Origin of the sequence: Sinosporangium album (assembly GCF_900100605.1) — a bacterium.
Taxonomy (GTDB): domain Bacteria; phylum Actinomycetota; class Actinomycetes; order Streptosporangiales; family Streptosporangiaceae; genus Sinosporangium; species Sinosporangium album.
In genome coordinates this window covers 286,450-312,032 of the sequence record NZ_FNCN01000001.1, presented here as the reverse complement: position 1 = coordinate 312,032, position 25,583 = coordinate 286,450, and the positions used below count along the sequence as shown (strand labels likewise).

Annotated in this window: 18 protein-coding genes; 8 read left to right on the top strand and 10 right to left on the bottom strand. The window is 72.6% G+C overall.

Annotated features, from left to right (window positions below; genetic code table 11):
• Window positions 1–21: 21 nt before the first annotated feature.
• The gene (locus BLQ73_RS01315; protein WP_093167332.1) at window positions 22–1,071 is read left to right on the top strand and encodes an alpha/beta hydrolase; all 1,050 of its coding nucleotides are present in this window, start codon (window positions 22–24) and stop codon (window positions 1,069–1,071) included.
• Here BLQ73_RS01315 and BLQ73_RS01310 read toward each other — a convergent pair.
• Window positions 1,041–2,513: an alpha/beta hydrolase family protein gene (locus BLQ73_RS01310; protein ID WP_245690668.1), complete on the bottom strand. Its 1,473-nt coding sequence runs from the start codon at window positions 2,511–2,513 to the stop codon at window positions 1,041–1,043. The two genes, BLQ73_RS01315 and BLQ73_RS01310, sit on opposite strands and share 31 nt — an antisense overlap.
• A gap of 195 nt (window positions 2,514–2,708) precedes the next feature.
• Between BLQ73_RS01310 and BLQ73_RS01305 the strand changes: the two genes are divergently transcribed.
• The 5 genes from BLQ73_RS01305 to BLQ73_RS01285 all read left to right on the top strand — a co-directional run bounded on the left by BLQ73_RS01305 (window position 2,709) and on the right by BLQ73_RS01285 (window position 10,391).
• Window positions 2,709–3,866 carry an exonuclease SbcCD subunit D gene (locus BLQ73_RS01305; protein WP_093167330.1) on the top strand — a complete coding sequence of 386 codons (1,158 nt, stop codon included), beginning with the start codon at window positions 2,709–2,711 and terminating at the stop codon, window positions 3,864–3,866.
• The gene (locus BLQ73_RS34440) at window positions 3,866–8,305 is read left to right on the top strand and encodes an AAA family ATPase (protein WP_093167328.1); all 4,440 of its coding nucleotides are present in this window, start codon (window positions 3,866–3,868) and stop codon (window positions 8,303–8,305) included. The genes BLQ73_RS01305 and BLQ73_RS34440 overlap by 1 nt, the downstream gene beginning before the upstream one ends.
• A 258-nt stretch (window positions 8,306–8,563) precedes the next feature.
• A complete protein-coding gene (locus tag BLQ73_RS01295; protein WP_245690666.1) occupies window positions 8,564–9,298 on the top strand; it encodes a DsbA family protein in 735 nt (244 codons plus the stop codon).
• Window positions 9,279–9,965, top strand: coding sequence for a vitamin K epoxide reductase family protein (locus BLQ73_RS01290; protein WP_093167326.1), 687 nt, complete (start codon window positions 9,279–9,281; stop codon window positions 9,963–9,965). The genes BLQ73_RS01295 and BLQ73_RS01290 overlap by 20 nt, the downstream gene beginning before the upstream one ends.
• Before the next feature lie 135 nt (window positions 9,966–10,100).
• A complete protein-coding gene (locus tag BLQ73_RS01285; RefSeq protein WP_093167324.1) occupies window positions 10,101–10,391 on the top strand; it encodes a hypothetical protein in 291 nt (96 codons plus the stop codon).
• A 13-nt stretch (window positions 10,392–10,404) separates the two neighbouring features.
• Here BLQ73_RS01285 and BLQ73_RS01280 read toward each other — a convergent pair whose 3' ends face one another.
• From BLQ73_RS01280 to BLQ73_RS01245, 7 genes are all read right to left on the bottom strand, one after another.
• A complete protein-coding gene (locus BLQ73_RS01280) occupies window positions 10,405–11,064 on the bottom strand; it encodes a hydrolase (RefSeq protein ID WP_093167322.1) in 660 nt (219 codons plus the stop codon).
• A gap of 248 nt (window positions 11,065–11,312) precedes the next feature.
• Window positions 11,313–12,638 carry a threonine/serine exporter family protein gene (locus BLQ73_RS01275; RefSeq protein ID WP_093167320.1) on the bottom strand — a complete coding sequence of 442 codons (1,326 nt, stop codon included), beginning with the start codon at window positions 12,636–12,638 and terminating at the stop codon, window positions 11,313–11,315.
• Window positions 12,639–12,720: 82 nt separating this feature from the next.
• Window positions 12,721–15,699 carry a coiled-coil domain-containing protein gene (locus BLQ73_RS01270; RefSeq protein WP_245690664.1) on the bottom strand — a complete coding sequence of 993 codons (2,979 nt, stop codon included), beginning with the start codon at window positions 15,697–15,699 and terminating at the stop codon, window positions 12,721–12,723.
• A 127-nt stretch (window positions 15,700–15,826) separates the two neighbouring features.
• Window positions 15,827–17,299: a DprA-like winged helix domain-containing protein gene (locus tag BLQ73_RS32015; RefSeq protein WP_245690663.1), complete on the bottom strand. Its 1,473-nt coding sequence runs from the start codon at window positions 17,297–17,299 to the stop codon at window positions 15,827–15,829.
• Complete coding sequence (locus tag BLQ73_RS01255) at window positions 17,289–18,509, bottom strand: hypothetical protein (protein ID WP_093167318.1); 1,221 nt, start codon at window positions 18,507–18,509, stop codon at window positions 17,289–17,291. Before BLQ73_RS01255 ends, BLQ73_RS32015 begins: the two co-directional genes overlap by 11 nt.
• 51 nt (window positions 18,510–18,560) lie before the next feature.
• Window positions 18,561–19,295, bottom strand: a complete 735-nt coding sequence (locus tag BLQ73_RS01250; protein WP_093167316.1) for a M50 family metallopeptidase — start codon at window positions 19,293–19,295, stop codon at window positions 18,561–18,563.
• 289 nt (window positions 19,296–19,584) lie between these two features.
• Window positions 19,585–19,965, bottom strand: coding sequence for a winged helix-turn-helix transcriptional regulator (locus tag BLQ73_RS01245; protein WP_420819986.1), 381 nt, complete (start codon window positions 19,963–19,965; stop codon window positions 19,585–19,587).
• 17 nt (window positions 19,966–19,982) lie between these two features.
• On the opposite strand from BLQ73_RS01245, the gene BLQ73_RS01240 reads away from it, so the two are divergent.
• A complete protein-coding gene (locus BLQ73_RS01240; RefSeq protein WP_093167314.1) occupies window positions 19,983–20,870 on the top strand; it encodes an NAD(P)-dependent oxidoreductase in 888 nt (295 codons plus the stop codon).
• A gap of 227 nt (window positions 20,871–21,097) precedes the next feature.
• Here the strand turns inward: BLQ73_RS01240 and BLQ73_RS01235 are convergent, their stop codons facing one another.
• Window positions 21,098–23,311, bottom strand: coding sequence for a thiamine pyrophosphate-dependent enzyme (locus BLQ73_RS01235; RefSeq protein ID WP_093167312.1), 2,214 nt, complete (start codon window positions 23,309–23,311; stop codon window positions 21,098–21,100).
• 250 nt (window positions 23,312–23,561) lie between these two features.
• Here BLQ73_RS01235 and BLQ73_RS01230 point away from each other — a divergent pair, with 250 nt between their 5' ends.
• Window positions 23,562–24,620: a hypothetical protein gene (locus BLQ73_RS01230; protein WP_093167310.1), complete on the top strand. Its 1,059-nt coding sequence runs from the start codon at window positions 23,562–23,564 to the stop codon at window positions 24,618–24,620.
• Between the two features lie 98 nt (window positions 24,621–24,718).
• On the opposite strand, the gene BLQ73_RS01225 is transcribed toward BLQ73_RS01230, so the two are convergent.
• Complete coding sequence (locus tag BLQ73_RS01225; RefSeq protein ID WP_093167308.1) at window positions 24,719–25,582, bottom strand: ABC transporter permease; 864 nt, start codon at window positions 25,580–25,582, stop codon at window positions 24,719–24,721.
• Window position 25,583: the final 1 nt, after the last annotated feature.

Sequence of the window (25,583 nt, the reverse complement as noted above, 5' to 3'; positions counted from 1 at the left end):
AACAACGTTAGTCTCCTCACCATGCGCGTGGAAGAGGACATACTCGGTCCCGGATATGAAGCGATCACGCTGCCCATGCCCGACGACGAGGAGGGGCCGGTCGTGGCCACGCTGGTGCGGCGGCGCGCGGCCGACGCGTCCCGCCGCGCGGTCCTCTACGTGCACGGCTTCAGCGACTACTTCTTCCAGCGGCACCTGGCCGACTTCTACACCGCCCGGGGTATCGACTTCTACGCACTCGACCTGCGGAAATATGGCCGATCTTTACTACCTCACCAGAGCAGGGGCCTGATCCGCAGCGTCACCGACTACTTCCCCGAGATCGACGCGGCCGTGCGCCTCATCCGCGAGACCGACGGCAACGACCACCTGATCGTCAACGGCCACTCGACCGGCGGCCTCGTCACCACCCTGTGGGCCGACCGGGTACGCGGTCGCGGGCTGCTCCAGGCGCTCATCCTCAACAGCCCGTTCCTCGACCTCAACGTGCCCCTCCCGGTCCGTGCCGCCGTCGACGTGCTCGCCGGGGCCCTCGCCGCCGCGCCGGCCTCCGCCGTACTCCCCATCGGGCTCCCCAGCGCGTACGGCGTGAGCCTGCACCGCGACCACCACGGCGAATGGGACTACGACCTCGCCTGGAAGCCGCTCCGCGGATTCCCCGTGCACGCGGTGTGGCTCGCCGCGATCCGCCGTGCCCAGCGCCGGCTCCACGCAGGCCTCGCGGTGGACGTGCCGGTGCTGGTGATGTGCGCGGCCAAGGGGCTGCGCACCGCCGTGTTCACACCCCAGGCGCATGGGGCCGACCTCGTGCTCGACCCCGAGCACATCGCGCTCTGGTCCACCGGGATCGGGCCGCACGTCACCTGCGTACGTGTGATCGGGGGAGTGCACGACCTCGTGCTCTCCCCCGAACCGGTGCGCGGGCGGGTCTTCGCGGAGATGAGCCGGTGGATGGCCCTTTTCGCCGCGCCGGGGCACCGCGTGCCCGGCGCGAAGCGGCGCACCGAGCACGTCGAGGACGTGTGGTCGGCCATGCCCGATCACCACCAGGGGAACGCGAACAGCCCGTAATACCCGGCGGCCACCAGCAGCAGCCCCGTGCTGCCGAGGACACTGGAGACGGCGATCTTCTGCCAGCGCGTCGGCCGCCACCCCTCGCGCAGCCCCGTCACGACGGCCGAGACCGCCGTGACCTCCTGCACGAGCATCAGCAGCGCCAGCACCCGGATGACGAGCCACCCCGACAGGACCGCCGGCCACGCCCCCGCCTGGTTGACGGAGAACAGCACCAGCAGCGTGATGAACGCCATCACCGACGCCAGCAGCCCCGCACCCGTCCACGCCATGCGGCGCAGCCGCCGGCGTATGGGCGGCCACACCACCGCGCCCGTCGCCACCCGGTCCGTGCCGCGCCGCAGCCGCACCAGCATCTCGGCCACGGGCGCCGCCACATAGCCGACGACGGCCAGGCCCAGCGTCAGGCTCAGTACGGCACCGCGGGCATACCAGGGCGCCGCGGGCACGTCGGAGGCCTCCAGCCGCTGCACCGCCGGCGTCCCGGCCATGTGCTCGGACGGCTTCGCCGTACCGGGCAGGCCCTTCACCCAGTTGACCAGCGTCGGCATGTAGTTCGAGGCGAACGGGCCGCCGCGGATGCGCATCGCGTGGTCGGCCTTGTCGAGGAAGCGGATCGTGTACTGGTCGTTCCCCGCCTCCTTCAGCCCCGCCTCAAGGTTGCGCGCGCTCTCGACGAAGGGAATGGAGGGGTCGGCGGTGCCGTACAGGGCCAGGACCGGCTGCTTGATCCGCGTGAGGGCGGGCGCCGCGTTGTAGCGCAGGAAGTCGAAACCGACCGCCCCCATCGCTCGGGTGAGCAGGTCACGCACCCCGATCGGCGCGTAGAGACGCTGGAGCTGCTCGTTGAGCGCCCACGCCACCTGGCGCATCGGCGACACGTTCGGCGCCGACACCATCACCATGAACGACACGTCCGAGCGGCCCGCGTCCGCCGTGAGGGGGGTCACCCAGGTGCCCTCGCTCACGCCCCACAGCCCCGTCCGCGCCGGGTCGACGTCGGCCCGCTGCCGCAGCGTCCTGATCATGCGCAGCGCGTCGTCGGCGAGGAGCCCGAAGTCGCGGTGGCGGAAGCTGTAGCCTTCGGTCCGTTTGTCGTAGACGAGGGTGATGACGCCCGCATGGGCGAGCCACTCGGCCTGCTCGTTGAAATCGGATCGCGCGCCCGTCCCCGAGCCCTGCACGAACACCAGCGCCGGATGACGCCCCGACGCCAGCGGCGCCCGGATCGTGGCCTCCACGATCTCTCCGCCCTTCAGCGGGACGGAGAGATGTTGCACGGAGATCGGCTCCGTCGCGGAGACCGGACGCAGCTCCGCCGCCGTCTGCGCGGGAATCGGCCCGACGGTCTGCCCCGCGGCCAACGGAGGCGGATCGAATCTCGGCGGAAGCACATAGCCCACCGTCGCAAGGGCCACCAGCACCATCCCGGCGGCCACGCTCAGTCTTCCTCGGCCCGTCCACCGGCCGAAACGCTCTCCGAACGTCGCCCTTCCACCTCCGCACAGAGGGCGCACACCGACCCGGTACGGAGGGTGTGCCCCCCGATCTTCCACACTACCCGCCGCGGGCCCGCATACCCCTGTGGCCGATGGGGCCGCGATTGTCGGTGAGACCTGTTAGCTTCATGCGACATGCGCGTGCTGCACACGTCCGACTGGCACCTCGGCCGGTCCTTCCACAAGGAGAGCCTGCTGTCCGCGCAGGGGGTGTTCGTCGACCACCTGATCGACACCGTCCGCGGCCAGAGCGTCGACGCCGTCGTGGTCTCCGGCGACGTCTACGACCGCGCCCTGCCCCCTGTCGACGCCGTCCGGCTCTGCCACGAGGCCCTGCAGCGCCTGTCCGCCGAAGGCGTCGCCACCGTCGTGATCAGCGGCAACCACGACTCCGCGCTCAGGCTCGGGTTCCTGGCGGGCCTCGTCGACCGGGCAGGCGTCCACCTGCGCACCGACCCGGCCAGAGTCGGCGAGCCCGTGACGGTGAAGGGGGTCGCCTTCTACGCCATCCCCTACCTGGAGCCCGATCTCGTGAAAGAGCCCTACGGGCTCGCCGAGCGCAGCCACGCCGCCGCCCTCGGCCACGCCATGTCGCTCGTCCGCGCCGACCTCGCCGCCCGGCCCGGCCCCTCCGTGGTCCTCGCCCACGCCTTCGTCACCGGCGGGGTCGCCAGCGACAGCGAGCGCGACATCAGCGTCGGGGGAGTCGCCCATGTGCCCGCCGAGGTGTTCGCGGGAACCGACTACGTGGCGCTCGGCCACCTGCACGGCCGCCAGTGCGTCAGCGAGACCGTGCGCTACTCCGGCTCCCCGCTGGCCTACTCGTTCTCCGAGGCGGGTCAGGTCAAGGGCACGTGGCTGATCGACCTTGGCGAGCCCGGCTCCGGTCCCGGCTCCGCTTCCGGCTCCGGCCCCGTCCGCGCGGAGTTCGTGCCCGCGCCCGTGCCGCGGCCCGTCTCGGTGCGCGAGGGCACCCTCGACGAACTGCTCACCGGCGCCCGGCACACCCCCTATGAGGAGCACTGGCTCCACGTCGTGATCACCGACCCGGTCCGACCGCGCGCCGCGATGGAGCGGCTGCGGCAGCGCTTCCCCCACACGCTGTCCCTCGCGTTCGAATCCGACGGGGCGCGGCAGGCGCCCGCCCGCGCCCCCCGCACCGCGGGGCGCGCCGAGCTCGACATCGCCCGCGACTTCGTCCGCGAGGTGCGCGGCGAACCCGCCGACGACGCCGAGACCCGGCTCCTGGACGAGGCGCTCCGGCAGTTCCGCCTCCAGGAGGTCACCGGCTGATGCGCGTCCACCGGCTCCGGCTCACCGCCTTCGGCTCCTTCCCCGGCACCGAGGAGATCGACTTCGACGCCCTGGGCGACGACGGCCTCTTCCTCGTCCACGGGCCCACCGGGGCCGGTAAGACCACCGTCCTCGACGCTGTCTGCTTCGCCCTGTACGGCGCGGTGCCCGGCCAGCGCGACAGCGCCCGCAGCCTCCGCTGCGACCACGCCCCCGAAGGCCGCGGCCCCGCTGTGCGCCTTGAGGCCACCATCCGAGGCCGCCGCCTGCGCCTCACCCGCTCCCCGGCCTGGCAGCGCCCCAAGCTCCGCGGCACCGGCACCGTGGAGGAGAAGGCCAAGACCGTCGTCGAAGAGCTGGCGGACGGCGAGTGGCGCGGCCTCACCACGCGGCACGACGAGGCCGGCCACCTCGTCGGCGACCTGCTCGGCATGAGCGCCGACCAGTTCCAGCAGGTGGCCATGCTGCCGCAGGGCGAGTTCTCCAGGTTCCTGCGAGCCGCCGGCCGCGACCGGCGGGCGCTGCTGGAGCGGTTGTTCTCGGTCAAGGCCTATACCCACGCCGAGAAGTGGCTGGCCGAGCGCCGCACCGAGGCCGGTCGCGAGGCCACCCGCCTCCGCAGGGAGGTCGACCTCGTCCTCGAACGCCTCGCCGAGGCCGCGGGCGACCTCGTTTCGGGTGAGGAGCCGTCCGCGCCGGAGGGCGCGGCGGCGGAAGCCGCACCGGGCGCGGGTGTTGCGGGCACGGCTGTTGCGGGCACGGGTGTTCCGGACACCGCTGGGTCGGACACTGCCGTTCCAGGCGCGACTGTGTCGGACACGGCTGCGCCGGCCGGGGACGACCCGCAGGGGTGGGCGGGCCGCCTGCTGGGCGCGGCGGCCCGGGCCGCGGAGCTGGCGGAGGCGGCCCATGCGGAGGCGGCCACGCGGGCTTCCGCCGTACGCGGCGAGGTGGAGCAGGCGGTCCGGACGGCCGAGCTGAGACGTCGGCACGCCGACGCCCTCGCCCGGCGGCGAGCGCTCGACGAGGCCGGCGAGGAGCGCGCCGACCTGGTGGAGACCCTCGACGAGGCCGCCCGGGCCGACCGCGTCGCGCCGCTGATCGAAGCCGCCGGCCAGCGCGGCGAGGCCGCCCTGAAAGCCGACGCCCTCGCCGCCGACGCCCTCTCCCGCGCCCGGCCGCTGCTCCTCGCCGAAGCCGAGCGCACCCTCCCCCACGGGGGTGCCGGCCACGGAGGCGCCGACCGCGTCCCTCCCCGGGCCGGTCTCAAGGTGGCGGACGGCCATCGGGGAGACCCCATGTCCTCCCAGGGCGATCCCGGTGATCCCGTCGTGCCGGGGGCCGGCCGCGGGCGCCGCGAAGGCGGCGACGCGGACGGCCCGGACGCCGAGCTGCTGACGGCGATGGAGCGGGAACGGCGTGCCGAGACCGCCACGCTGGCAGCGCTGCGGGCCGAGCAGGAGCGGCTCGGCCAGGTGCGGGCGGACCTCGACGATGTGAACCGGCGGATCGCGGACCTGGAGGACGCCGACAGGCGGACCGCCGCAGAGGCCGCGCTGCTCCCGGGCCGCGTCGAGGCGGGTCGGGCCCGCCTGGAGGCCGCCAGGCGCGCCGCCGTACGCCTCCCGACGGCCCGCTCGATACGTGCCGACGTCGTCGCCCGTCTCGATGCCCTCGCCCACCGCGACCGTCTCGCCGCCGATCTCGCCGCCGCCTCCGGCCGGGCCGAGGAGTGCGTGACCGCCCTCCCGGCCAGGGTGTTCGAGGAGGAGGCGCAGGCCCTCCCGCTTCCCCCCGGAGCCGGTGAGGGGACGTCTTCGCATGCCGGCCCCCCGCCCGCGGTGGATGGTCCGGAGCCTGACGAGGGGGCGTCACCGGTTCCGGCGGAGGCGGGCGGGGCGGCCGGTCGCGCCGGGGTCTCGGCCGATCGGCTGGCCGGGTGGGAGCGGGCGTGCCGTGAGGAGGGTGCGGTCCTCGACGGCCTGCGAGCCGACGAGGAGCGGCTGCGGGAGGTCGCCGGGCGGCTGGCCGACGCCGAGGAGGCACTGGCGGGGCTGAGCGAGCGGGAGGCGGGGCTCGCCGCCCGCCGGGGCGAGCTGCCGGAGCTGGCCGACGCCGCGCGGGCGGAGCTGGCCGGGGCCCGGGAGCGGGCCGCCCAGGTGCCCGCGGCGGCGTCGGAGAGGGACGCGGCGTCGGAGGTGCTGCGGGCGGCGCGGAGCCGCGACCGGCTCGGCGGCGAGGTCGGGGCCGCCGCCGAGGCGCTGCGGGATGCGGTCGACGCGGCTCAGGGCCTGCGTGAGCGCCTCCTCGACGTCCGGCAGGCCCGCATCGACGGCATGGCGGCCGAGCTGGCGCGCGAGCTCGCCCCCGGGGAGCCCTGCGCGGTGTGCGGCTCGCCGGAACACCCGGCCCCCGCTCAGGCGGGCGAGGCCGGGGCCCCCTCCGCCGAAGACGAGGCGCAGGTGCAGGCGCTCTACGACACCGCCGTGGAGGAGCGGAGGGAGGCCGAGCGGGCCCATGCCGTACTCCGCGGCGACCTCGACCGGGAGACCGCCGCGGCCGGAGACCGGTCGGTGGAGGAGGCCGCGGAGGCGGTCCGGGAGATCGAGGCCCGCCTCGCCGCCCTCACGGCCGACGCCGACCGGGAGGAGACCCTCGCGGCCGAGGCGCGCCGCCTCGACCGCGAGCTCGACGACCTGCGCGACAGGGCCCACGAGCTCGACCTGGCGCTGGCCGAGCAGCGCGCCCAGCACGGCGAGCTCCTCGACGAGCGGACCCGGCTGACGGCAAGGCTCGACGCCGCCAGGGGCGACGACGCCGACCTCGACACCCGCCGCGCCCGCCTGGCGGCCGAAGCCGATCTGTTCGCCGTCGCCCGATCCGCCCTGCTCGACGTCGCCGAGCTCTCCGTACGGCACAGCGGGGCCGTCGGCTCCCTCACCGCCGGGCGCGTCGCCGCCTCGGTGGTCGCCGAGGCCGTGGGGTGGGGTGTGGACGCGGTGGCCGACTCGGCGGGCGTCCCCGCGTCCGTGACGGCGGCCTTGACGGGTGGCGTGGACACGGCGGCGCGGTCCGACGAGGCCGTGGGCGAGACCGCCCTGCCGGGCGGCAACGATGACCGGAGTGGGTCGGGGCGGACCGGTTCGGCTGATGTTCCGGGGCGGTGGGGGTTCGTCGCGGGGGAGGTGACGGGGGAGACGCTCGGCATGGTGGAGTGGGCACTCGGCGTGATCGCGGATCGGGCCGCGCTGGAGGACGAGGGTCAGGCCGAGGTGGAGAGCCTGGCCGGGGAGGCCGAGGCTCTGCATGGGCGGGCGGGGGAGATCGCGGTCGAGCTGGCGCAGTGCCGCACCCGACGAGCGGAGCTCGCGGCGGCCGGCGAGAGGCTGGCCGCGACCCTCGACGGGGCGCGGGGCGACGACGCGACGCTGGACGCCAGGGTGGAGCGGCTTTCCGTCGAGGCCGATCTGCTGCAGGAGGCGGGCGAGCGGCTGGGCGCGGCCCGCACGGCGGCGGCCGAGCGTGACGCGGCGAGGGAACGCGCCCTGCTCGCCGCGCTGGAACACGGCTTCGCCGACATGCTCGCCGTCACGGAGTCCGTCCGCACGGCCGGCGAACTACGTGAGATGAGCGAACGGCTCCGGGCCTTCGACGCCGAGCACGCCGCGGTGACACGCATCCTCGACGATCCGGAGCTCCAGGCGGCGGCGGACGTCCCCGAGCCCGACCTGCCGACCCTGGCGGCCGGGCGCGACGAGGCCGACCGGGCCGCCACCGGCCTCGCCACGGCGCTCGACCGGGCCGTGCGCAGGCGGGAACGCCTCGCCGCACTCAACGCCGAACTTCAGGCGGCGCTCGATCTGTGGCGCCCGGCGGACGACCATCACCGTCTCGCCGAACGCATGGCCGCCCTGGCGCTCGGCACCTCGGCCGACAACCGGTGGCGGATGAGCCTGTCGTCCTACGTCCTCGGCGAACGGCTCAGCCAGGTCGTGGCCGCCGCCAACCTACGCCTCGACCCGATGTCCGAAGGCAGATATCTGCTCCGCCACGACCTGGCGTGGACCGCGGGCACGCGTTCCGGTGGCGGCCTCGGCCTGCGTGTCGTCGACGCGTGGACGGGTGTCGACCGCGACCCCGCCACCCTGTCCGGAGGCGAGGCGTTCATGACCTCCCTGGCGTTGGCGCTCGGTCTCGCCGACGTCGTCACCGACGAGGCCGGCGGCGCGGACATCGGCACCCTGTTCGTCGACGAGGGCTTCGGCAGCCTCGACGAGGACACCCTCGACAGGGTTCTCGACATCCTCGACTCCCTCCGCGTCCGCGGCCGGGTCGTCGGCGTGGTCAGCCATGTCGCCGAACTGCGCACCCGCATCCCCAGCCGGCTCGTGATCAACAAGACCGCCACCGGCTCCACCGCGCGCGTCTACACCCCCTGACCGAACCCCCTGACCGAACCCCGACCGCCCCCTGACAGGCCAAGGTGAGCAAGCGCCTCACCGGTGCCGATGTGCTTGATGAGGCTCGACCGACCAGCGGCCTCTGGTCGATCGTGTTGCTAGCACTGCGAAGACATCCCTATCTTCTACACGATGTCTTCTATGTCTTCTACGTCTTCTACGTCTTCTACGTGACGGAGAAGTTGCGATACCGGTTGGGGCCAGGCATACGAGTGGTCTCCAGCGGAAGGGGGTCAAGTGTCGCAGGGGAAGGACAAGTCCAGAGCTCTCCGCGCCAAGGTCGACGCCATGCGCGCCGAGGACAGGCGCAAGGCGGCGCGCAGCCGCAACCTCGTGGCCACGCTGGTGGTGGTCCTGATGTTCGCGGTGGTGGCGGCGGCCACCCTGGCGATCAACGCGTCCGGCTCGGGCGCGGGTTCCGCGACCGTCGCTGACGGGGAGTCCAGGGTTGTGCGGGCCGACAGCCACCGCGTGCAGACGGCGCCCGACGGCAAGGTGACGCTGGTCGAGTTCCTCGACTTCGAGTGCGAGGCGTGCCGGGCGGCCTATCCCATCGTCGAGGAGCTGCGCAAGGAATACGCGGGCAAGGTCACGTTCGTCATCCGGTACTTCCCGATCCCGGGCCACTTCAACGCCGAGCGGTCCGCCCGCGCGGTCGAGGCCGCCGCGCAGCAGGGCAAGTTCGAGCAGATGTACCAGCGCATGTACGAGACCCAGGCCCAGTGGGGGGAGAAGCGGGTCCCCGCCGACGACACCTTCCGCGGGTTCGCCAAGGATCTCGGCCTTGACATGGCCGCCTGGGACACGGCGTACAACGACCCCGCGACGCTGGAGCGGATCAAGAAGGACGTGGCCGACGGGCAGGCTCTGGGGGTGCAGGGCACGCCGACGTTCTTCGTGAACGGCGAGAAGGTCGAGCTCCGCACGTCCGACGATCTCAAGGCGGCGGTCGATGCGGCGCTCGCCGGCTGACGCCGCGGAGGGCCCTGCGGAGGGCCCCGAGCCGGACGGCGCGTCGCATGCTGGGCCGGACACCGGGGCAGGCGATGCGGAGGGCGGGCCCTATCCCCGGCTTCTGCCGTACCTGCTGCTGGTGGGCGGGGCGATCGGCCTGATCGCGGCGTTCGCGCTCACCGTGGAGCGGATCGCGCTGCTGAAGGACCCGGCCTATGTGCCGAGTTGCAGCATCAACCCTGTTCTGTCCTGCGGTTCGGTCATGACCACTCCGCAGGCGGAACTGTTCGGATTTCCCAATCCGCTCCTCGGGATCGCCGGGTTCGCGATCGTCGTCGCCGTCGGCGCGGCCCAGCTCGCCGGTGCCCGGTTCCGCCCCTGGTTCTGGGCCGGACTGCAGGCCGGTGCCACCGCCGGGGCGGTGTTCGTCCACTGGTTGATCTACCACAGCCTCTACACCATCGGCGCCCTGTGCCCGTACTGCATGGTGGTGTGGGCGGTGACCATGCCGATCTTCTGGTACGTCACCCTGCGCAACCTGTCCCGGTCGCGGCTCTCCCGCCCGGCCCGACGCCTTGTGGAGACCGCCGTCGCCTACCACTCGGTCGCGCTCACCGTCTGGTTCCTGGGCGTCCTGACGCTGATCGGCATCCGGTTCTGGTCATACTGGAGCACCGTGATCTAGTGTCCCGGCGGACACGACCCGGAAGGCGGGATTCGAGCCCGCTGACCCCGTCAATCGGGTGACAATCGAACGCCTAGCCGATCATGCCACCGTGGGCGTCCACGGGGAAACACATATGAAATGACGGGATTTGCGTTGGACAAGCTCGTTCCCAATCCGCGGCATCGGGAGCTTCAGGAAGTGCTCCAGAAGATCCAGGCCCGTGGCCGTACCCTGGAGCGGGCTCTGGACCAGGCCGTCAAGCAGTTCGCTGGCGGCTCGGTGTGGGTGGGGCCGTCGGCGAATCGGTTCGGCCAGGCGCTGACCCATCACCGCAAGCGGCTCCGCACCACCGTTGACGAGACGATCACCCAGGTGGAGGCGGAGCTGAAGGCGACCGACCGCGAGGTGCACGCCAGCACGCTGCGCGGCGGCTATCTGAACTGACCCCGCCCGGGCGCTACCGCCCGGCGGCGCGCTTCTGGCCGGCTTCGAGCGCGAAATACCAGCCCGGGGTCAGACCGTGGTCGATGAAGTTCTCCACAAAGCCCGGGGCCGTCTCGTGACGGTTCCAGTCGCGTTGGAGTTCGCAGGCGAGGGATGCGCAGCTCGTCGGCTGCGCTCCCGCATGGACCATGCGGCTGAGGGCGGCATGGTGCGCCTCCCGCGAGGTCCCGCCGACGGCGTCGGCCACGGGGAAGACCTCGAAGCCCTCCTTCAGCGCGTCGAGCGTCGGGAAGAGCAGGCACGCCTCGGTCCACAGCGCGCCGATGATCAGCTTGCGCCGCCCGGTGGCCTTCACGGCGTCGAGGAAATCGGCGTCCTCCCAGGAGTTGATCGACGTCCGGTCGATCTCCGGGACGTCCGGGATGACCTCGCGAAGCTGGGGAATCGTCGGCTGGTTGATGCCGGTGCGGACGTTCACCGTGGACAGGACGATGGGCAGCTTGTAGAGCTTCGCGGTTTTGGCGAGCGCGACCACGTTCCTCACCAGGGCTCCGCGCTCGATCGAGGCGGACGTATACACCTGCGGCGGCTGGTAATCGATCAGGATCAACGCCGAGTTCTCGGGCGCCAGCAGGTGATCGGCTGCGGGGTCGCGCTTGGGCAGACTGGTCATGAGATCGCCTTCTCCGTCTCTCTCTCGGCGGCGGATGCTCCGATCGGCCTCCACCGGATCCGTCCGGTCGGGGAGAGAAGGACGGCCGACGACGCCCGGAGCCGTCGTGCCGGGCGTCGATGCTCGTCGTGAACCGCCCGGCGCACGCGCGCTCGCCGAGGTCGGTCCAGCACTGTCCCTACCCAGGGCCGGGTACGGCGGAACGCCGCCGGAGGCGAGCGCGACCGGCGGGCCGAGGGCGGTCCGGGCTAGAAGCCGCGGGTGCGCCGGGCGGCGGGGCGGAAACGGCGGGCGAGTCGGCGGCTGCTGAAAGCACGGATGATCTCCGCGCCGAGGATCACGCCGGCGCCGATGGCCAGGGCGGTGGAGATCGCCTGGACGAGGTTGACGGTGCCGCCAGCGAGGTGGCCGAGGCTCACATCGAGCATGCCGCGGTAGAGGAGCGTTCCAGGGAGCAGCGGGCCGACGGCGGGAACGATGAAGACCATCGCGGGGACCTTGACGAGCTTGGCGTAAGCCGTACCCAGCAGGCCGATGGCGGCGCAGGCGACGGCGGTGGCGATGAGCGGGGGGAAATCCGCCTCGCTGAGCAGCACGTAAGCGGTCCAGATGAGCCCGCCGCCGAGCGCGCCGGGCAGGACGTGGCGCGGCGGGACCAGCAGCGCCACGGCGAAGGTGAGACTCACCGCGGCCGCGCCGAGGAGCTGCGGGGCTTCCAGCGACAGCGGGGCCACCGGCACATCGTCCACCGTGACGGGGACGCCGAGCCGCAGCCCGACGGCGATCGCGGTGCCGATGCCGGACACCACGCCGGCGACGATGAAGAGGACCTCGGTGAGGCGTCCCGCGGCCGTGACGTATTCACCGGCGATGCCGTCCTGCACGCAGGCCACGAGCGCGCGGCCCGGCAGCAGGGCGACGACCGCGCCGACGACCACCGCCGACGCCTGGACCGGCACCTTCTGCCAGATCAGGCCCACGGCGACGAGCGTGCCGAGCAGCGACGCCACCAGGAGCTGGAAGAACTCGGCGACTCCCCGGCGCGCCAGCCACGCTCCCACGCGGTCGCCCAGCACGGTGGCGGCGAATGCGGCCACCGCGACGACCCAGCCGCCGCCCACAAGGATGCTGGCCGACGCCGCGATGAGGGCGAGGCTCGTGACGATCAACCAGTTCGGATAGACCCCCACCCTCCGGGTGATGTCGCGCAGCCGGGTCTCGGCCTCGGGGAGCGGAAGCTCCCCGGCGTTGATCCGCCGCACGAGGGAGCTGACGGCGATCAGGCGGTCATAGTCGGGCTGGCGGCGCCGTACGCGCCGCTCGGCCGTGACGGGCGCGCGGTCGCCGCCGGGGACGTGGGAAATGCTGAGGGAGGAGAGATTGACGTCCGCCTCGCACTTGCGCACGCCGTAGGTCGCGGCGATGCGGCGCATCGTCTCGGACACGGTTTCGGTGGCTTCGCCGCTGCCCAGCAGCAGTTCGCCCACGCGCAGCGCCAGCCCCATCGCGCGATAAGCGTCCCGCTCGTCCCGCTGGTCTTGCTCATCCGGCTCGGTTGAGATTTCTCCGGTCATCGAGGTGCGATGCTATCCGCTTATTCCCCCTAAATCGCCCCCCGTGGCCGGTACGGCACAGCCCCGGCACCCGGGCGACCCCTTAGCCCACCGCACCCCCTGCCGACTCGGCCGAACCGGCCGCCTCATGCGGCTCGGGCGGCTCCGGCGGCGTGTGGGGTGCTGCCGGCCCTCGGCCGACGAACGCGGCCAGGGCCCGCACGCGCTCGGCGTGCGCGTCGTGGCCGATGACGACCGGCGGCTCGTTGTACGGCATGGCGTCCGACGAGCGGCGAAGCTTGACGTACTGCCCGCAGGCGTCGATCGCGTAAGGCTCCATGTCGTCCTGCAGCGCCCCGATGACGGTGATCCCGTAGGTCTCGCCGATGCGCCGGAACAGCGCCACCGCCTCACGCCGGTGCTCCTTGCCCAGGTTGCGGCCCAGCTCGTCGAGGACCAGGCACAGATGCCCCCCGCCCGACGACGCGATGGCCGCGGCGCACACCAGCTTCACCGCCTTCTCGTCCATGAGCGCGGTGTTGGCCCTCCGGTTGTACGGCACATGCCCCTGCCCCTCGCCCCGCCGCCACTTCGGCACGACCTTCCACGACCAGCGCTGCTCGGGGTCGGCCGGCGCCGGCGGGACGGGGAAGTCCAACGTGGCGCCGTAGCCGCCGTAGGCGAGGTCGAGCCGGTCGAACTCCTCGGCGACGCGGGCGAGCCGGGCCTTGACGGCCGCGGTGAGCGCGGCCCGGTGCACCGCCGTCGACTGGGCGGCGTCCTCGGCCCCGGTCTCCGCGACCGCGAGGTCGCGGCGGCGCGAGGCGAGCTGGGCCTCGATCTGCCGCCGCTGGTGCCGCTCGTAGTCCTCCTGGCCGCGCAGGTAGGAGGCGAGCGCCGCGCAGAGCGCCGGGAAGGTGGCCTGCTCGCGCGAGGTGCGGCCGGTGCGCTCGGCCACGAGGAAGGCGAGCTCCTCGGGCAGCTCGTCGTCCTCCCCGGGGAAGGTGTCGCGCAGCGCGTGCTCGACGTGGCGCTCGGCGGCCCGCCACCACTCCTCGGCGGTCAGAGCCGCCTCCTCGCCGAGGCCGTCGAGCCACGCCTTGGCGGCGTCCGCGCTGCCGCCCCACTCGGAGACCAGGGCCGGCAGGCCCAGCGCCTCCCGCTCGGCGGCGATGCGGGCCGCGCCCGCCGCGGCCTGGGCGCGCTCGGACTCGCAGCGGGCGCGGCGCCCCTCCAGTCGCTCGATGGACAGGTCGCGGGTGCGGGCGCGGAAGTCGAGGCCGCTCACCCGCCGCTCGGCCTCGGCGACCTTGGGCGTGAGCTCCGTCAGCGCCTGCGTCAGCTCGGTGAGGCGCTGCCGCCGCTCGGCCAGCCTGGCCTCCAGCTCGCCGAGCCGGACGGCGGCCCGCGCGCCCTCAAGGCGGCGCCCGGCCTCCGCGAGGTGGTCCTCGGCGGTACGCACGGCCGCCGCGGCCTCCTCCTGCGCGTCGCGGGCGCGGTGCAGCCGCTGCTCGGCGGCTTTGACGCGGGCCTCGCGCCCCGTCGGCACCCTGTCGAACGCGCCGGTGACGCTGACCCCGGCCGAGGTGACGATCACCGAGCCGGGCAGGCCGCCGAGCGCGGCCGACGCGGCGGCCAGGTCGGCGGCGTCGACGACGACCGCGTGCTCCTGCAGCCGGCCCCGCACGTCGACCACCCCGCGGGCCTGCTCGGCCACATCGAGGGCGTCGAGCAGGCCGCAGGCCGCGACCCCCGCCGCGGAGAGCGCCTTGAGCTGCGCCGCGGCGGGTCCGCCCTCGGCGTCGCCGAGCGCCGCCGCGGCCTCCTCGACCTCGCGGTCGGCCACGCCGAGCGCCTTGAGAGCCAGGTTGAGCCGGGAGCGGGTCGCCGCGACCTCGCGCTCCGCCGCGGGGACGTCGCGCCCGTCGGCGAACCGCCGGACCTCCTCCAACGCGGGTACGGCCGCGCGCAGCTCGTCGGCGGAGTTCTCCGCCACGGCCCGGTCGGCCTCCAGCCGGGCCGCCTGCGCCTGCGCGGTGGTGAACTCGGCGCGGGCCTGCGCCAGCGCGCGGTCGAGCGTGTCGTCCTTCAACTGGGCGAGCTCGGTCTTGACCGCGGCGACGGCCTCGGCGGCGGTCTGCGCCGCCGCCTCGAAACGCTCGGACTCCTCGGCCAGCCTCCCGTCCCGATCCGCCGCGTCTTTGAGGCGGCGGGCCAGCCGCCCGCGCCAGCAGCGCAGCGCGTCGGCGAGCCGCACCCGCGCCCGGTCGCGCCTGTCGAAGGTGTCGAGCAGCGCCCGCGACTCGGCCTCGAACTCGCTCAGGTGCTCGGCCGCCCGCGCCGCGCCCACCCGCTTGGCGTATTCGTCGCGGCGGGCCTCACGCTCCTGGTCGAGCTCGGCGTCGAGGCCGGTGAGCGCGGCGATGGCCTCGAAGACACGCTCGGGGCTGATCTCGTTGAGCGGCTGCGACAGCAGGTTCGTCGCCACCTTGGTGCGCACCGAGGTGGACAGGAAGGAGACGCACCGCACGCGCCCGCCGTAGAGCACCCGGGTCAGGTCGCGGGCCACGACGTCGCGGCGCCCCGCCGAGCGGGGCAGCGCGGCCCACCGCTCGTCGGCCTTCGCCACCCGCTCGGCCTCGGAGTCGCCCGTCGCGACATGCACCCCCGAGGTCCACCTGACCTCCAGGTGCGGGGCCTCCTGGTTGACCCGCAGCCACACCGTCATCGGGTCGAGCCGGCCGGTGGCCCCGAACACCCCCACGATGTAGCCGTGGGAGGCGCTGGCCCACTGCCGCCCGCCCGCGCCCGCGGCCAGCTCGGCGTTGAACAGCAGCTCTGACACCGCCTTGGCCCCGGAGGCGAAACGCCACTGCTCGTCGCCGAGCAGCGCCGTGATCGAGGCGATGAACGAGGACTTGCCGGCGCCGTTGGAGTCTTTGGGGCCCGCCCCGGCCACGACGACCAGCGTGCCCGGAACCACCGGCACCACATGGGTGGACAGCCGGGAGATGTTGACCGCCTGCACGGCGACCAGCACTCTGTCTCCGACGACGTTGTCGGTCTGGTCTGCCACGGTCACGGGTTGCCCCCCAGTCTTGCGTCGTGCGTTGTCGCGTCATGCGGGACCACTGGCACCGGGCCTGTGACGGCCTGTCGGGTGACCAGGTCCGTGGCTCCGACGACGTTGTCGGTCTGGTCCGCCGTGGTCACGGGTTGTCCCCTACTCGTGCGTCGTGCGGGCGTGCGTCACGTGTGCCGACCTCATGTGTGCCGGCGCCACGCGCTCGCGTGCCGCGGTCGCCGCGCCTGGCCCGTACGGCCGCGCCCAGAGGCGTGTGGGGGCCGGCGGCCAGGATGAGCTCTTCTTGCAGCCGCCGCCGCGCCGCGGGGGTCAGCCGGTGGAACTGCGGCCCCGGCACGTAGCCGCCCCCCTCCTCACCCGCCTTCACCTGCGCGACCAGCCCCGCGTGGCGCAGCGCCCGCAGCGCCGCCGAAAGCTCGCCGACCGGCACCTGCGTGTGCCGCCGCAGCTCGTCGACGGACGTCGGGTGCGGCGACAGCCATGTGTCCTCGGCCAGCACCCCCTCGGCCCTCGGGATCGCGACCGAGTGGATGAGCACCAGCACGAGCACCGCCCGCTCGGCCTCGCCGAGCGATGCGCCGACGCGCGCCGCCACCCGGTCGTCGAAGCCCGACGTCCAGTGCTCGCGCCGCTGCACCAGCACCCGGCCCCGCCGCGCCAGCAGGTCGGCGAGGGCGCGGCGCGGAGCGGGGTCGCGCAACGCGGCGAACCGGGCCTCGTGGACCGGTTCGGCGGCGTGCTCCACCGCCATGAACGCCGCCACGAGCTCCGCCCGCCGCCTCTCGTCGAACGCCTCCAGCGCCTCGTCCAGATCGGTCGCCGCGGACGCCTCCGCGACCGAACCCCCACCCGGGACGGCCTCGACGAGCACCGCCTCGACGAGGTGCTCGTCGGCGATCAGCGGTGTCTCGCCGCCGGCCGGGGCGCCCGGCTCGCCCGGCTCGGGAAGACGGCGCACCAGCTCGGCGAGCTGGGTGTGGGTCTCGGGAGGCCAGGTCGCGCAGCGCGGGCCGAGCCTGACGAACCCGTCGGACAGCACGATCCACGCCGAGTCGTGCAACCTCCGCAGTGCGCCGACGGCCCAGTTGCGCATCAGGTCGTCGGTGCGCCCGATCAGCGCCCGATAGGTGTCGAGCACCAGCCCCACCGGCGCGGGCTCACCGGGCCACGGGTCGGTGCCCCCATCGGTCCAGCAGCACTTCAGGCACGCGGCCAGCACCCGCCTGGTCTCCCCGGCGCGCTCCACGGCGACCGGGTTGACCTGGTATTCCAGCAGCAGACTCGGCGTCGCCCCATCCGGCCACACCGGCAGCGCGATCCCCGACGTGTCGTCGTGGGCCAGGCGCGTCATGCCCTCGGGAGCCGCCTCACCCGCCCCCAGCGGAAGGGGCCCCGAGGCCCGCACCCGCGCATGCGCCTCCGCCGCCGCGCCCGAGCCGCCCCGGAAACCCGGCACGCCGGAGTCGGCCCTGTCGGAGTCGGCCCTGTCGGAGTCGGCCCTGTCGGAGTCGGCCGTGCCGGGGTATGCCCTGCCGGGGTGTGCCCTGCCGGGGCGAGCCCCGCCGGGCTCGTGTTCGGGTTCGTGCTCAGCGGTCATGGCCCGACCTCGTGAGGGCGCCGTGGGACAGCCACACCGGCTCGCCGTCGGGATCGGCGGTCAGCTCGTCGGACCACCGCAGCCGGAAGGGCACCTCGGGGCGGAGATCGGCGGACGTCAGGTCGGCGAGCAGCCGCCGGGCCGACACCCAGTCGCCCGCCTCGGCCAGAAGCCGGTCGACCGGCGCGGCGCCACCGCCGCCGAGCGCCGCCTCGGCGACCTCGGTGAGGCGGGCGAGCCCGTCGGCGCCGGCCCGGTCGAGGGAGTCGGCGGGCCCGCCGTCCGGCAGCGACGAGCGCGGGGGAGCGGGGGCGGCGGGCGCGGGACGGGGGCTCTCGTCGACGGCGCGGATGATCGCCGCCGGGTCGTGCCAGGAGGCCGGGGCGTCGAAGACGAACCCGTCGAGCACCGAGGCGAGCCTTTCGCGGCTCGCCGTCTGGGAGAACGTGCGCCAGGTCTCGGCGGGGAGCAGCATGAGGTTGCGCGTGGTGCCCGCCGAGTCGGCGAGCCGCCCGGCGGCGCGGCGCGAGGCGTCGCTGTAGGCGTAGATCGAGGCGCGCAGCTCGGTGCACACCCGGTCGAGCTCGGGCCAGCGGGTGAGGATCGTGGCGTGCAGGCTCTGCGCCCGCCGCGCGATCTCCTCGGTGCCCCACAGCTTGGGGGCCTGCTCCCGCAGCTCCTCGATCGTGCCCGTGGTGAGGGTGACCAGCTCCAGCGCCCACAGCCGGAACGCGCGCGACAGGTTGCGCGCGCTCTGCCCGGCCTCCTCCATCGTGGTGCGCGGATCGGCGACGTTGAGGTCTTCGAGGGCGAGCAGGCGGTGCATCTCGGACTGCCCGCCGTCGTCCATCATGCGCCGGATGAACATCAGCCCGACCACGCTCGTGAAGGACGCCCGGTAGCGGAGCTGGTTGGGCTTGGGGAACACCTCGCGGATCGCGCCGAGACCTTTCAGCACCCGCAGCCGGTTGTCGAACCGGTCGCCGGGGAAGGCCCGGCAGGCGTGGCGCATCTGCTCATGGGTCAGCCACTCCTCGCCGGCCTCGGCGAACGCCGCGAACAGCGTCTCGGCGATGTCGACGAGCGTCGGGTCGTCGACGACCGCCCCGCTGTCCCTGGCGAGCGCGGCGAACATGCGCCGGTAGGTCGCCAGCACGGCCTCATCGGTCAGCACGGAGTCGAGCGTGATCTCGTGGTCGGTCTCGGGCACGCGCTCTACGGTAGGGCCTGGCACTGACACTTCGGGGCGGCTCGCGTCAGGTCAGCGCAGGCCCAGCGCCTCCAGCGGGGCCAGCAGGTAGGCCCCGCCGACCAGGGACACCGCCGCCACCAGCAGGAAGAACCCGATGTAGAACCCGGCGGGCAGGATGGTGAGCCGGGCGAGCTGGTCGGCGTCGGAGTCGGGCGTGCGGGTGCGCCGCCGCTTGCGCCGCAGTTCGACGATGGGGCGGAACCCGCCGAGCAGCAGGAACCAGACGGCGGCGTGGGCGGCGACCGCCTGTACGGCCGGCGGCGCGTAGATCGACAGCACGAGCAGCCCGCCGCCGACGGCGACGAGGATCGCCACGCCGAACAGGTTGCGGATCATCAGGAGCATGCAGGCCAGAAGCGCCAGCATGCTCCAGATCAGGATCGTCACGTAGCCCGCGCCGGTCAGCCACGCCCCCGCGAGCCCCAGCAGCGACGGGGCGACGTATCCCGCCAGCGCCGTCAGAATCATGCCGGGCCCGGTCGGGCGCCCCCGGGTGAGCGTGACCCCGGAGGTGTCCGAATGCAGGCGGATGCCCTGGAGTTTGCGCCGCGTCAACAGGGCGGCCAGTGCGTGGCCGCCCTCGTGCGCGATGGTGATCAGGCCCCGCGAAAGCTGCCACGAGGTCGAGTGCCAGACCACTGCCAGGGCACCGAGGGCGGACAACACCACGATCCACACCGATGGAGTCGGCTGAGGCGTGGTCAGGTGGACCCACAGGTCGGCCAGGAGCGAAGCGTCGTTCATGTCGAGGTCAAGTCTGCCCGATGGCGGCCTGTCGTAGGAAACACCCGACTCCTCGCCGACTCCTGACACCGTAAGAAAACCGCCGACGAGACCCGCACGGCCGCTGTTACCGCGCAGCATCCCGTTCAGGAGAAGACCGGTAGTCGGCCGAGCCGCGCCAGTACTCCGCGCTACCTGCGGTAGCCACCTTTTTGTGGGTACTTGTCGGCCGGCCCGTGGCGGCTTGAAGCTTGGTCGTGCGGGCCGAAGCGCCCTTACAGCCAGATGAGATGGGGAGGTTGGCGGTGTTTCACGAGACTGGTTGGGATGCGGCCAGCTTCTCCAGGCGGCGATGGCCCCAGTCGGAAAGCGGTGCCAGCGCTTCGGAGAGCTCATGGCCGAACGAGGTCAGGGAGTACACGGTCTTCAACGGCCGTACATCGTGCACCTCCCGGTGGACCAGTCCGTCGGCCTCCATCTCCCGCAGCGTCTGAGTCAGCACCTTCTCGGTGAGGCCCGGCAGCCGCCGGCGTAGCTCGCCGGGGCGGCGCGGACCGGATTCCAGGAGCCAGAGCAATATCGTCTTCCACTTGCCGTCGATCACGGCAATCGCGGCGGTCACTCCGCAGACATTCGGGTCCTGGGCACGGCTGCGCGTCATCGTCATCCCATTCATCACCGTTTTGCTCATTATCGAGGAGTAGAGGCATGACCTCACACGCTGAACAGTCTGCCGTCACCGTGCTCGGCCTGGGTCCGATGGGGCGGGCCCTGGCCGGCGCCTTCCTGGACGCCGGTCTGCGGACCACGGTCTGGAACCGGACGCCGGGCAAGGACGGGGAGTTGGTCGAGCGGGGCGCGGTCAGTGCTCGGTCGCCCGAAGAGGCGGTCGGCGCGAGCGGTTTGACCGTGATCTGCGTGGTGAACTACGACGCGGTGGACGCCATTGTGCGGCGTGGCGCGGTCACCGACGCGCTCAAGGGGCGCACTGTCGTGAACCTGACCGCCGACACCCCCGATCGGGCCCGGGACAACGCGACCTGGGCGGCCGAGCACGGCTTCGGGTACCTGGATGGTGCGATCATGACACCGATCACGACCATCGGAACACCGGCCGGGGTATTCCTGCACAGCGGTCCTGAGGAGCTTTACCGCGAGCACCGACCGACGCTGGACGCCCTGGGAGGCACACACACCCACCTCGGCGAGGACATCGGCAGGGCCGCTGCATACGACATCGCCTTGCTCGACATCTTCTGGACCGCGATGGCGGGCTACGCACACGCGCTGGCGGTGGCCAGGGCCGAGGGGGTCACCGCGCGGGAACTGGTGCCGTTCGCCAAGGGGATCGGCACGATCCTTCCCCCGATCTTCGAGCGGGCTGCGGCGGACGTGGACAGCGGCAGGTTCTCCGGCGAAGGCAACCCGATCACCTCGGCGGTGTCGTCCATGGCCCATATCGTCCACACCTCCGAGGCCCATGGCATCGACGCGGGCGTGATGCGTGCGGCCGAAGGCCTGGCGCGCCGCGCCATCGGCCGGGGCCACGGCACCGACGGCTTCTTCCAGATCACCGAGATCCTCAACCCTCGGTGAGGTGATCGGTAGCCGGCGCCCTGAGAACAGTCAGGTGGGGTCCTGTGGCTGCGAGCGCCGCAGTCGGACGCAGCATCCACCAGGGTGTGGGGGCACGTCTCATCGATGTGCACGGAGGAACGGCCGAGGGGAGCGCACCTGCAGCTCGCCGCGATCAGCTTCGGGTTCCGCTCCCGACGCGTCAGCGCGCTCCCTCGTCCGACCGGTCCCCCAGATCAAGACCTCGCTCAGCCGAGCATTTTGCGCGCCGCCTCCTCGATGTCGGCCTCCGACAGCAGCACGTGCCCGGCCGCCGGGCCGAGCGGCACGAAGCTGTCGTGGGAGGTGACCCGCGAGATCTGCCCGCCGAACCCGGCGTCCAGCAGCTCGGTCACGATGCCCTCCGACACCCCGCCCGTCCGGCGCGTCTCGTCGGCGATCAGCACCTTGCCCGTCAGCTCGGCCGCGCGCAGCATGTCCTCGATCGGCAGCGGACGCAGCCACCGCAGGTCGAGCACGCGGCACCCGAACCCCTCGGCGGTGAGCCGTACGGCGGCGCGCAGACTCATGTGCAGGCCGTTGCCGAACGTGATGATGGTGAGGTCGCGGCCGTCGCCGTAGCTTCTCGCCCGCCCGAACGGCACATGCGTCTCGGCCCATCTGCTCGGCGGCACGTACGGCGCGAGCCACCCGTTGTCGCCTTCGTCGAACAGGTCGCGCGTGTTGTACAGCGCGATCGGCTCCAGGAAGACGCTGACCGTGCCGTCCACCCGCGCCGCGGCCAGGCAGGTGCGCAGCATGGCGGCGGCGTCGTCGGGCCTGGCGGGCGCGGCGACGACGAGACCGGGGATGTCGCGCAGCGCGGTGACGGAGTTGTCGTTGTGGAAGTGCCCGCCGAACCCCTTCTGGTAGGCGAGGCCGGCGATACGGACCACCATCGGGTTGAGGTAGGAGCCCTGGGAGAAGAACGACAGGCTCGACGCCTCTCCCCGGATCTGGTCGAGCGCGTTGTGGAGGTACGCGAGGTACTGGATCTCCGGCACCGGCAGCATGCCCGACACCCCGGCGCCGAGGGCGAGGCCGAGGATCGCCTGCTCGTCGAGGTGGGTGTCGAAGACCCGCTCCCCGCCGAAGCGCTTCTGCAGGCGCCGGGTCACGCCGTAGACCCCGCCTTTGCGCCCGACGTCCTCGCCGAACGCCATTACGCCGGGGTCGGCCAGCATGGCGTCGGCCAGGGTGCGGTTGATCGCCTGCGACAGCGTCATCGGGCCTTCGTTCTCCGGCAGTTCGCCGAAGAGCTTGCGCCGCGCCTCGGGGGCGGCGGCCTCGCAGGCGGCGACCGCGACCTTGTCGGGGTGCCGGGGCGACAGCGGCTCCATGACGGTTTCGGACGTGGTGAGCTTGGGCCGGCGAGAGCTCTCGGAGGCCATCTTCAGGATGTGCTCCCGCGTGGTCTCGTAACGCTGGACCAGCTCCTCGGGCGTCGCCAGGCCCGCCTCGACGAGCAACCGCGCCGTGTGCACCAGCGGGTCGTGTTCGAGGTCGGCGGCGATCTCGCGCCGGGTCCGGTAGCTCAGCTCGACGTCGGAGCCGGCGTGGCCTCCGAGGCGCACCGTACGCAGGTGCAGGAAGGCGGGGCTCCTCGTGGTGCGCACGTGCTCGACCGCGCGCCGCGCCACGTCGTAGCTGTCGGCGAGGTCGCAGCCGTCGGCCGCGAAGTACGGCATGGCCGAGTGGCGGGACGCCTCGACCCAGCCTTTGGCCGTACGCACGCTGATGCCGATGCCGTTGTCCTCGCACACGAACAGCACCGGCAGCCGCATGCCCTGGTAGGCGCCGTACGCCGCGGTGTTGAGTCCGGTGAGCGCCGTCGCGTGGTTGACAGAGGCGTCTCCGAAGCTCGTCACCGCGATCGCGTCGGACGGCCAGCGGCCCGGCACGCCGAGCTTGGCGGCCCGCTCGATGGCGAAACCGACGCCGACCGCGCGGGGCAGGTGGCTGGCGATGGTGGAGGTCTGGGGGATCACCGCCAGGTCGGGGTGTCCGAACACCTTGTGCCGGCCTCCGGCGATCGGCTCCTCCGCAGCGGCCGACAGGCCGAGAAGCACGTCGCGCAGGCCCTCCTCGGGGAGGCGGCCCGCCATCGTCGACCGCGTCAGGTAGAACGCGCCGGAGCGGTAGTGCAGCAGCGCCGGGTCGCCTGTGCGTAGGGCGGCGGCGACCGCCGCGTTGCCCTCGTGGCCCGAGGAGCCGATCGTGTAGTAGCTCTCGCCCCTTTCGCGCAGCCATCGGGCCGCGATGTCCAAGAGGCGGCTGCCGAGCTGGTAGTCGAACAGTTCGCGGCACCGCGCTCCCGTCAGTCCCGTCCCGTCGCGGATGGGAAGTTCTGGTTCGCGTCGGATGCCCGGGGTCAGTGCCCCGATCGCCTCGATGAAATGCGTCTCAACACTGTCACGCGCCACATGCCCGATTATGTCGCTGTGAGGTGTCCTGCGTCCCCATCAGGGCCCAACCTTGTGAGTAATCGCCTGGGAGCGTTCCCACGCGTCCCCGCGGCGGTGATGCCCGTGTTGCTCGACAGACAGGTAGATCGACAGGATTTGTTTACTGTTTGTCAGATCTCCAAACGGTTTGCCCCTATTTTCCGTCTACTTGAAGGAAGGACGTGGCACCCTCATGCCGCGTTGGAACCTCAGGGGAAGGATGAACCCCATGTTGCAACGCTTCCGAGCCGTCGTCGTGGTCACGGCGATGGGCGCGGGCGCGCTCGCCGTGACGCCGGCGGCGTCGGCGGGCACCTCTTCAGGTCCCGACATCTCAAAGATCGGAGTATCCCCCAACCCCGTCGTCGTGGACAGCTCCAACGGCACCACGGCGACCTTCAGCTTCGAGGCCGGAGCGACCAACGCCAAGGTCGTGCTCACCGCGCCCGGTGCCAAGGACGGCACCGACGTGGTGGCCACCAACGACGGCACCAAGTGGAAGGCGCAGTACAAGTTCACCCGGGCCCACAAGCCCGGTGAGTGGAACTTCCGCGTCCACGCCACCAGTGTGGTGGGCACCAAGGTCTCCGACTCGGTGCCGTTCAACGTGCGCAACGTCTACGACACGCGGGCCGTCGACTTCAACGCCTCTCCCGAGGACGTCTCGCAGGGCGACACGCTGACCCTGACCGGCAGGCTGCAGATCGACTGGGGCAGCGGCTGGAAGGGCTACGGCCGAGGCCAGAAGGTCAACCTCACCTTCCGTGAGAAGGGGACCGACGCCTACAGGTACGTCACCTCGACGGTGACCGGCACCGACGGCTGGTTCAAGGCCCGGGCCAGGACCTGGTCCACGGGCTGGTGGCGCGCCGAGTTCGACGGCAACAGCGAGGCCCACAAGGCCGTCAGCGACACCGACCGCATCGACGTCTCCCGCGCTCCCGAGCCGGAGCCCGAGCCGGAGGAGCGGGTCGACAGCCGCCTGATCAGGTTCAACGCGTCGCCCGAGCCCGTGCGCAAGGGCCGCAACATCAAGCTGACCGCCAAGCTCCAGATCGACGACGACTGGGGCTGGGACGGCTACCGCGCCCGGGTCAAGGTCGAGTTCAAGCCCGCCGGCAGCTCCAGGTACCGCTACGTGAAGACCACCAACCTGTCGAACGGCGACGGCGACGTCCGCACCTACGTCCGCGCCTACACGTCCGGCCGCTGGAGGGTGCGTTTCGCCGGCGACTCCGACGCCTACGGCTCGACCAGCAAGAGCGACTACGTGCGCGTCAAGCGCTGAGGTGTCCGACTGACGCGCTCCGACCGAGTGGAGCGTGACGGACAGGGGGGCGGCCCGGATGCTCAGGCGTCCGGGCCGCTTCGGCGTCCGCCGTACGGTCAGCGGGCCCTGCGGAAGCGCGCCACGGCCATGGCGAGCAGGACGAGGCCGGCGGCCGTCACCAGCCCGATCTCCAGCGGGACGGGCACCTTCCAGTCCCCCCAGCTCACACCGGGGTTCAAAAGTGCCGAGGCGGTCGGCGACAGGTCGAGGTGGGAGAAGACGGCCTGCCGCATCGGGTCGACGGCGTAGGTCAGCGGGTTCACCGTGGTCAGCACCTGCAGCCAGCCGGGCAGGTTGGCCAGGGGGAACATGGCTCCCGACAGGAACAGCATGGGCATCACGGCCATCTGGACCACGCCGAAGAACGACTGGATGTTCTTCAATCCGGCGGCGATCAGCACCCCGAACGCGGTGACCGTGAAGGCCGCGAGGAACATCTCGACCACCATCGTGAGGATGAGCACCGGGTCGTACGGCACGCCCACCAACCCCGCGAGAGCCAAGATGATCAGGCCCTGAGCGGTAGCCACCACCGCTCCGCCCAGGCACTTGCCGGTGACGATGGCGGTCCTGCTGATCGGCGCGACGAGCATCTCGCGCAGGAACCCGAACTCCCGGTCCCAGACGATCGATCCGGCGGAGAACATCGCCGTCATGATGATCGTCATGGAGATCATGCCGGGATAGATGAAGGTGCGGTAGTCGATGCCGGGGACCGCGGTCTCCACCAGGCTGCCGATGCCCGTGCCGATGACGAACAGCCAGAGCACGGGCTGGACCAGCATGGAGATCATGCGGGGGCGGTCGTCAAGGAAACGCAGGATCTCGCGGTGCAGGACGACGCGTACGGCACGCGCGTTGTGCCTCACGCCGATTCCCGGGGTCCGCACCGCGACGGGCTCCGCGATGTCCGTCAGCATC

Bases quoted from the DNA above. Each gene is read 5' to 3' on its own strand.
- BLQ73_RS01315 (WP_093167332.1), top strand. From the start codon at position 22: ATGCGCGTGGAAGAGGACATACTCGGTCCCGGATATGAAGCGATCACG.
- BLQ73_RS01305 (WP_093167330.1), top strand. From the start codon at position 2,709: ATGCGCGTGCTGCACACGTCCGACTGGCACCTCGGCCGGTCCTTCCAC.
- BLQ73_RS34440 (WP_093167328.1), top strand. From the start codon at position 3,866: ATGCGCGTCCACCGGCTCCGGCTCACCGCCTTCGGCTCCTTCCCCGGC.
- BLQ73_RS01290 (WP_093167326.1), top strand. From the start codon at position 9,279: ATGCGGCGCTCGCCGGCTGACGCCGCGGAGGGCCCTGCGGAGGGCCCC.
- BLQ73_RS01280 (WP_093167322.1), bottom strand. From the start codon at position 11,064: ATGACCAGTCTGCCCAAGCGCGACCCCGCAGCCGATCACCTGCTGGCG.
- BLQ73_RS01275 (WP_093167320.1), bottom strand. From the start codon at position 12,638: ATGACCGGAGAAATCTCAACCGAGCCGGATGAGCAAGACCAGCGGGAC.
- BLQ73_RS32015 (WP_245690663.1), bottom strand. From the start codon at position 17,299: ATGACCGCTGAGCACGAACCCGAACACGAGCCCGGCGGGGCTCGCCCC.
- BLQ73_RS01250 (WP_093167316.1), bottom strand. From the start codon at position 19,295: ATGAACGACGCTTCGCTCCTGGCCGACCTGTGGGTCCACCTGACCACG.
- BLQ73_RS01245 (WP_420819986.1), bottom strand. From the start codon at position 19,965: ATGAGCAAAACGGTGATGAATGGGATGACGATGACGCGCAGCCGTGCC.
- BLQ73_RS01240 (WP_093167314.1), top strand. From the start codon at position 19,983: ATGACCTCACACGCTGAACAGTCTGCCGTCACCGTGCTCGGCCTGGGT.
- BLQ73_RS01230 (WP_093167310.1), top strand. From the start codon at position 23,562: ATGTTGCAACGCTTCCGAGCCGTCGTCGTGGTCACGGCGATGGGCGCG.
- BLQ73_RS01225 (WP_093167308.1), bottom strand. From the start codon at position 25,582: ATGCTGACGGACATCGCGGAGCCCGTCGCGGTGCGGACCCCGGGAATC.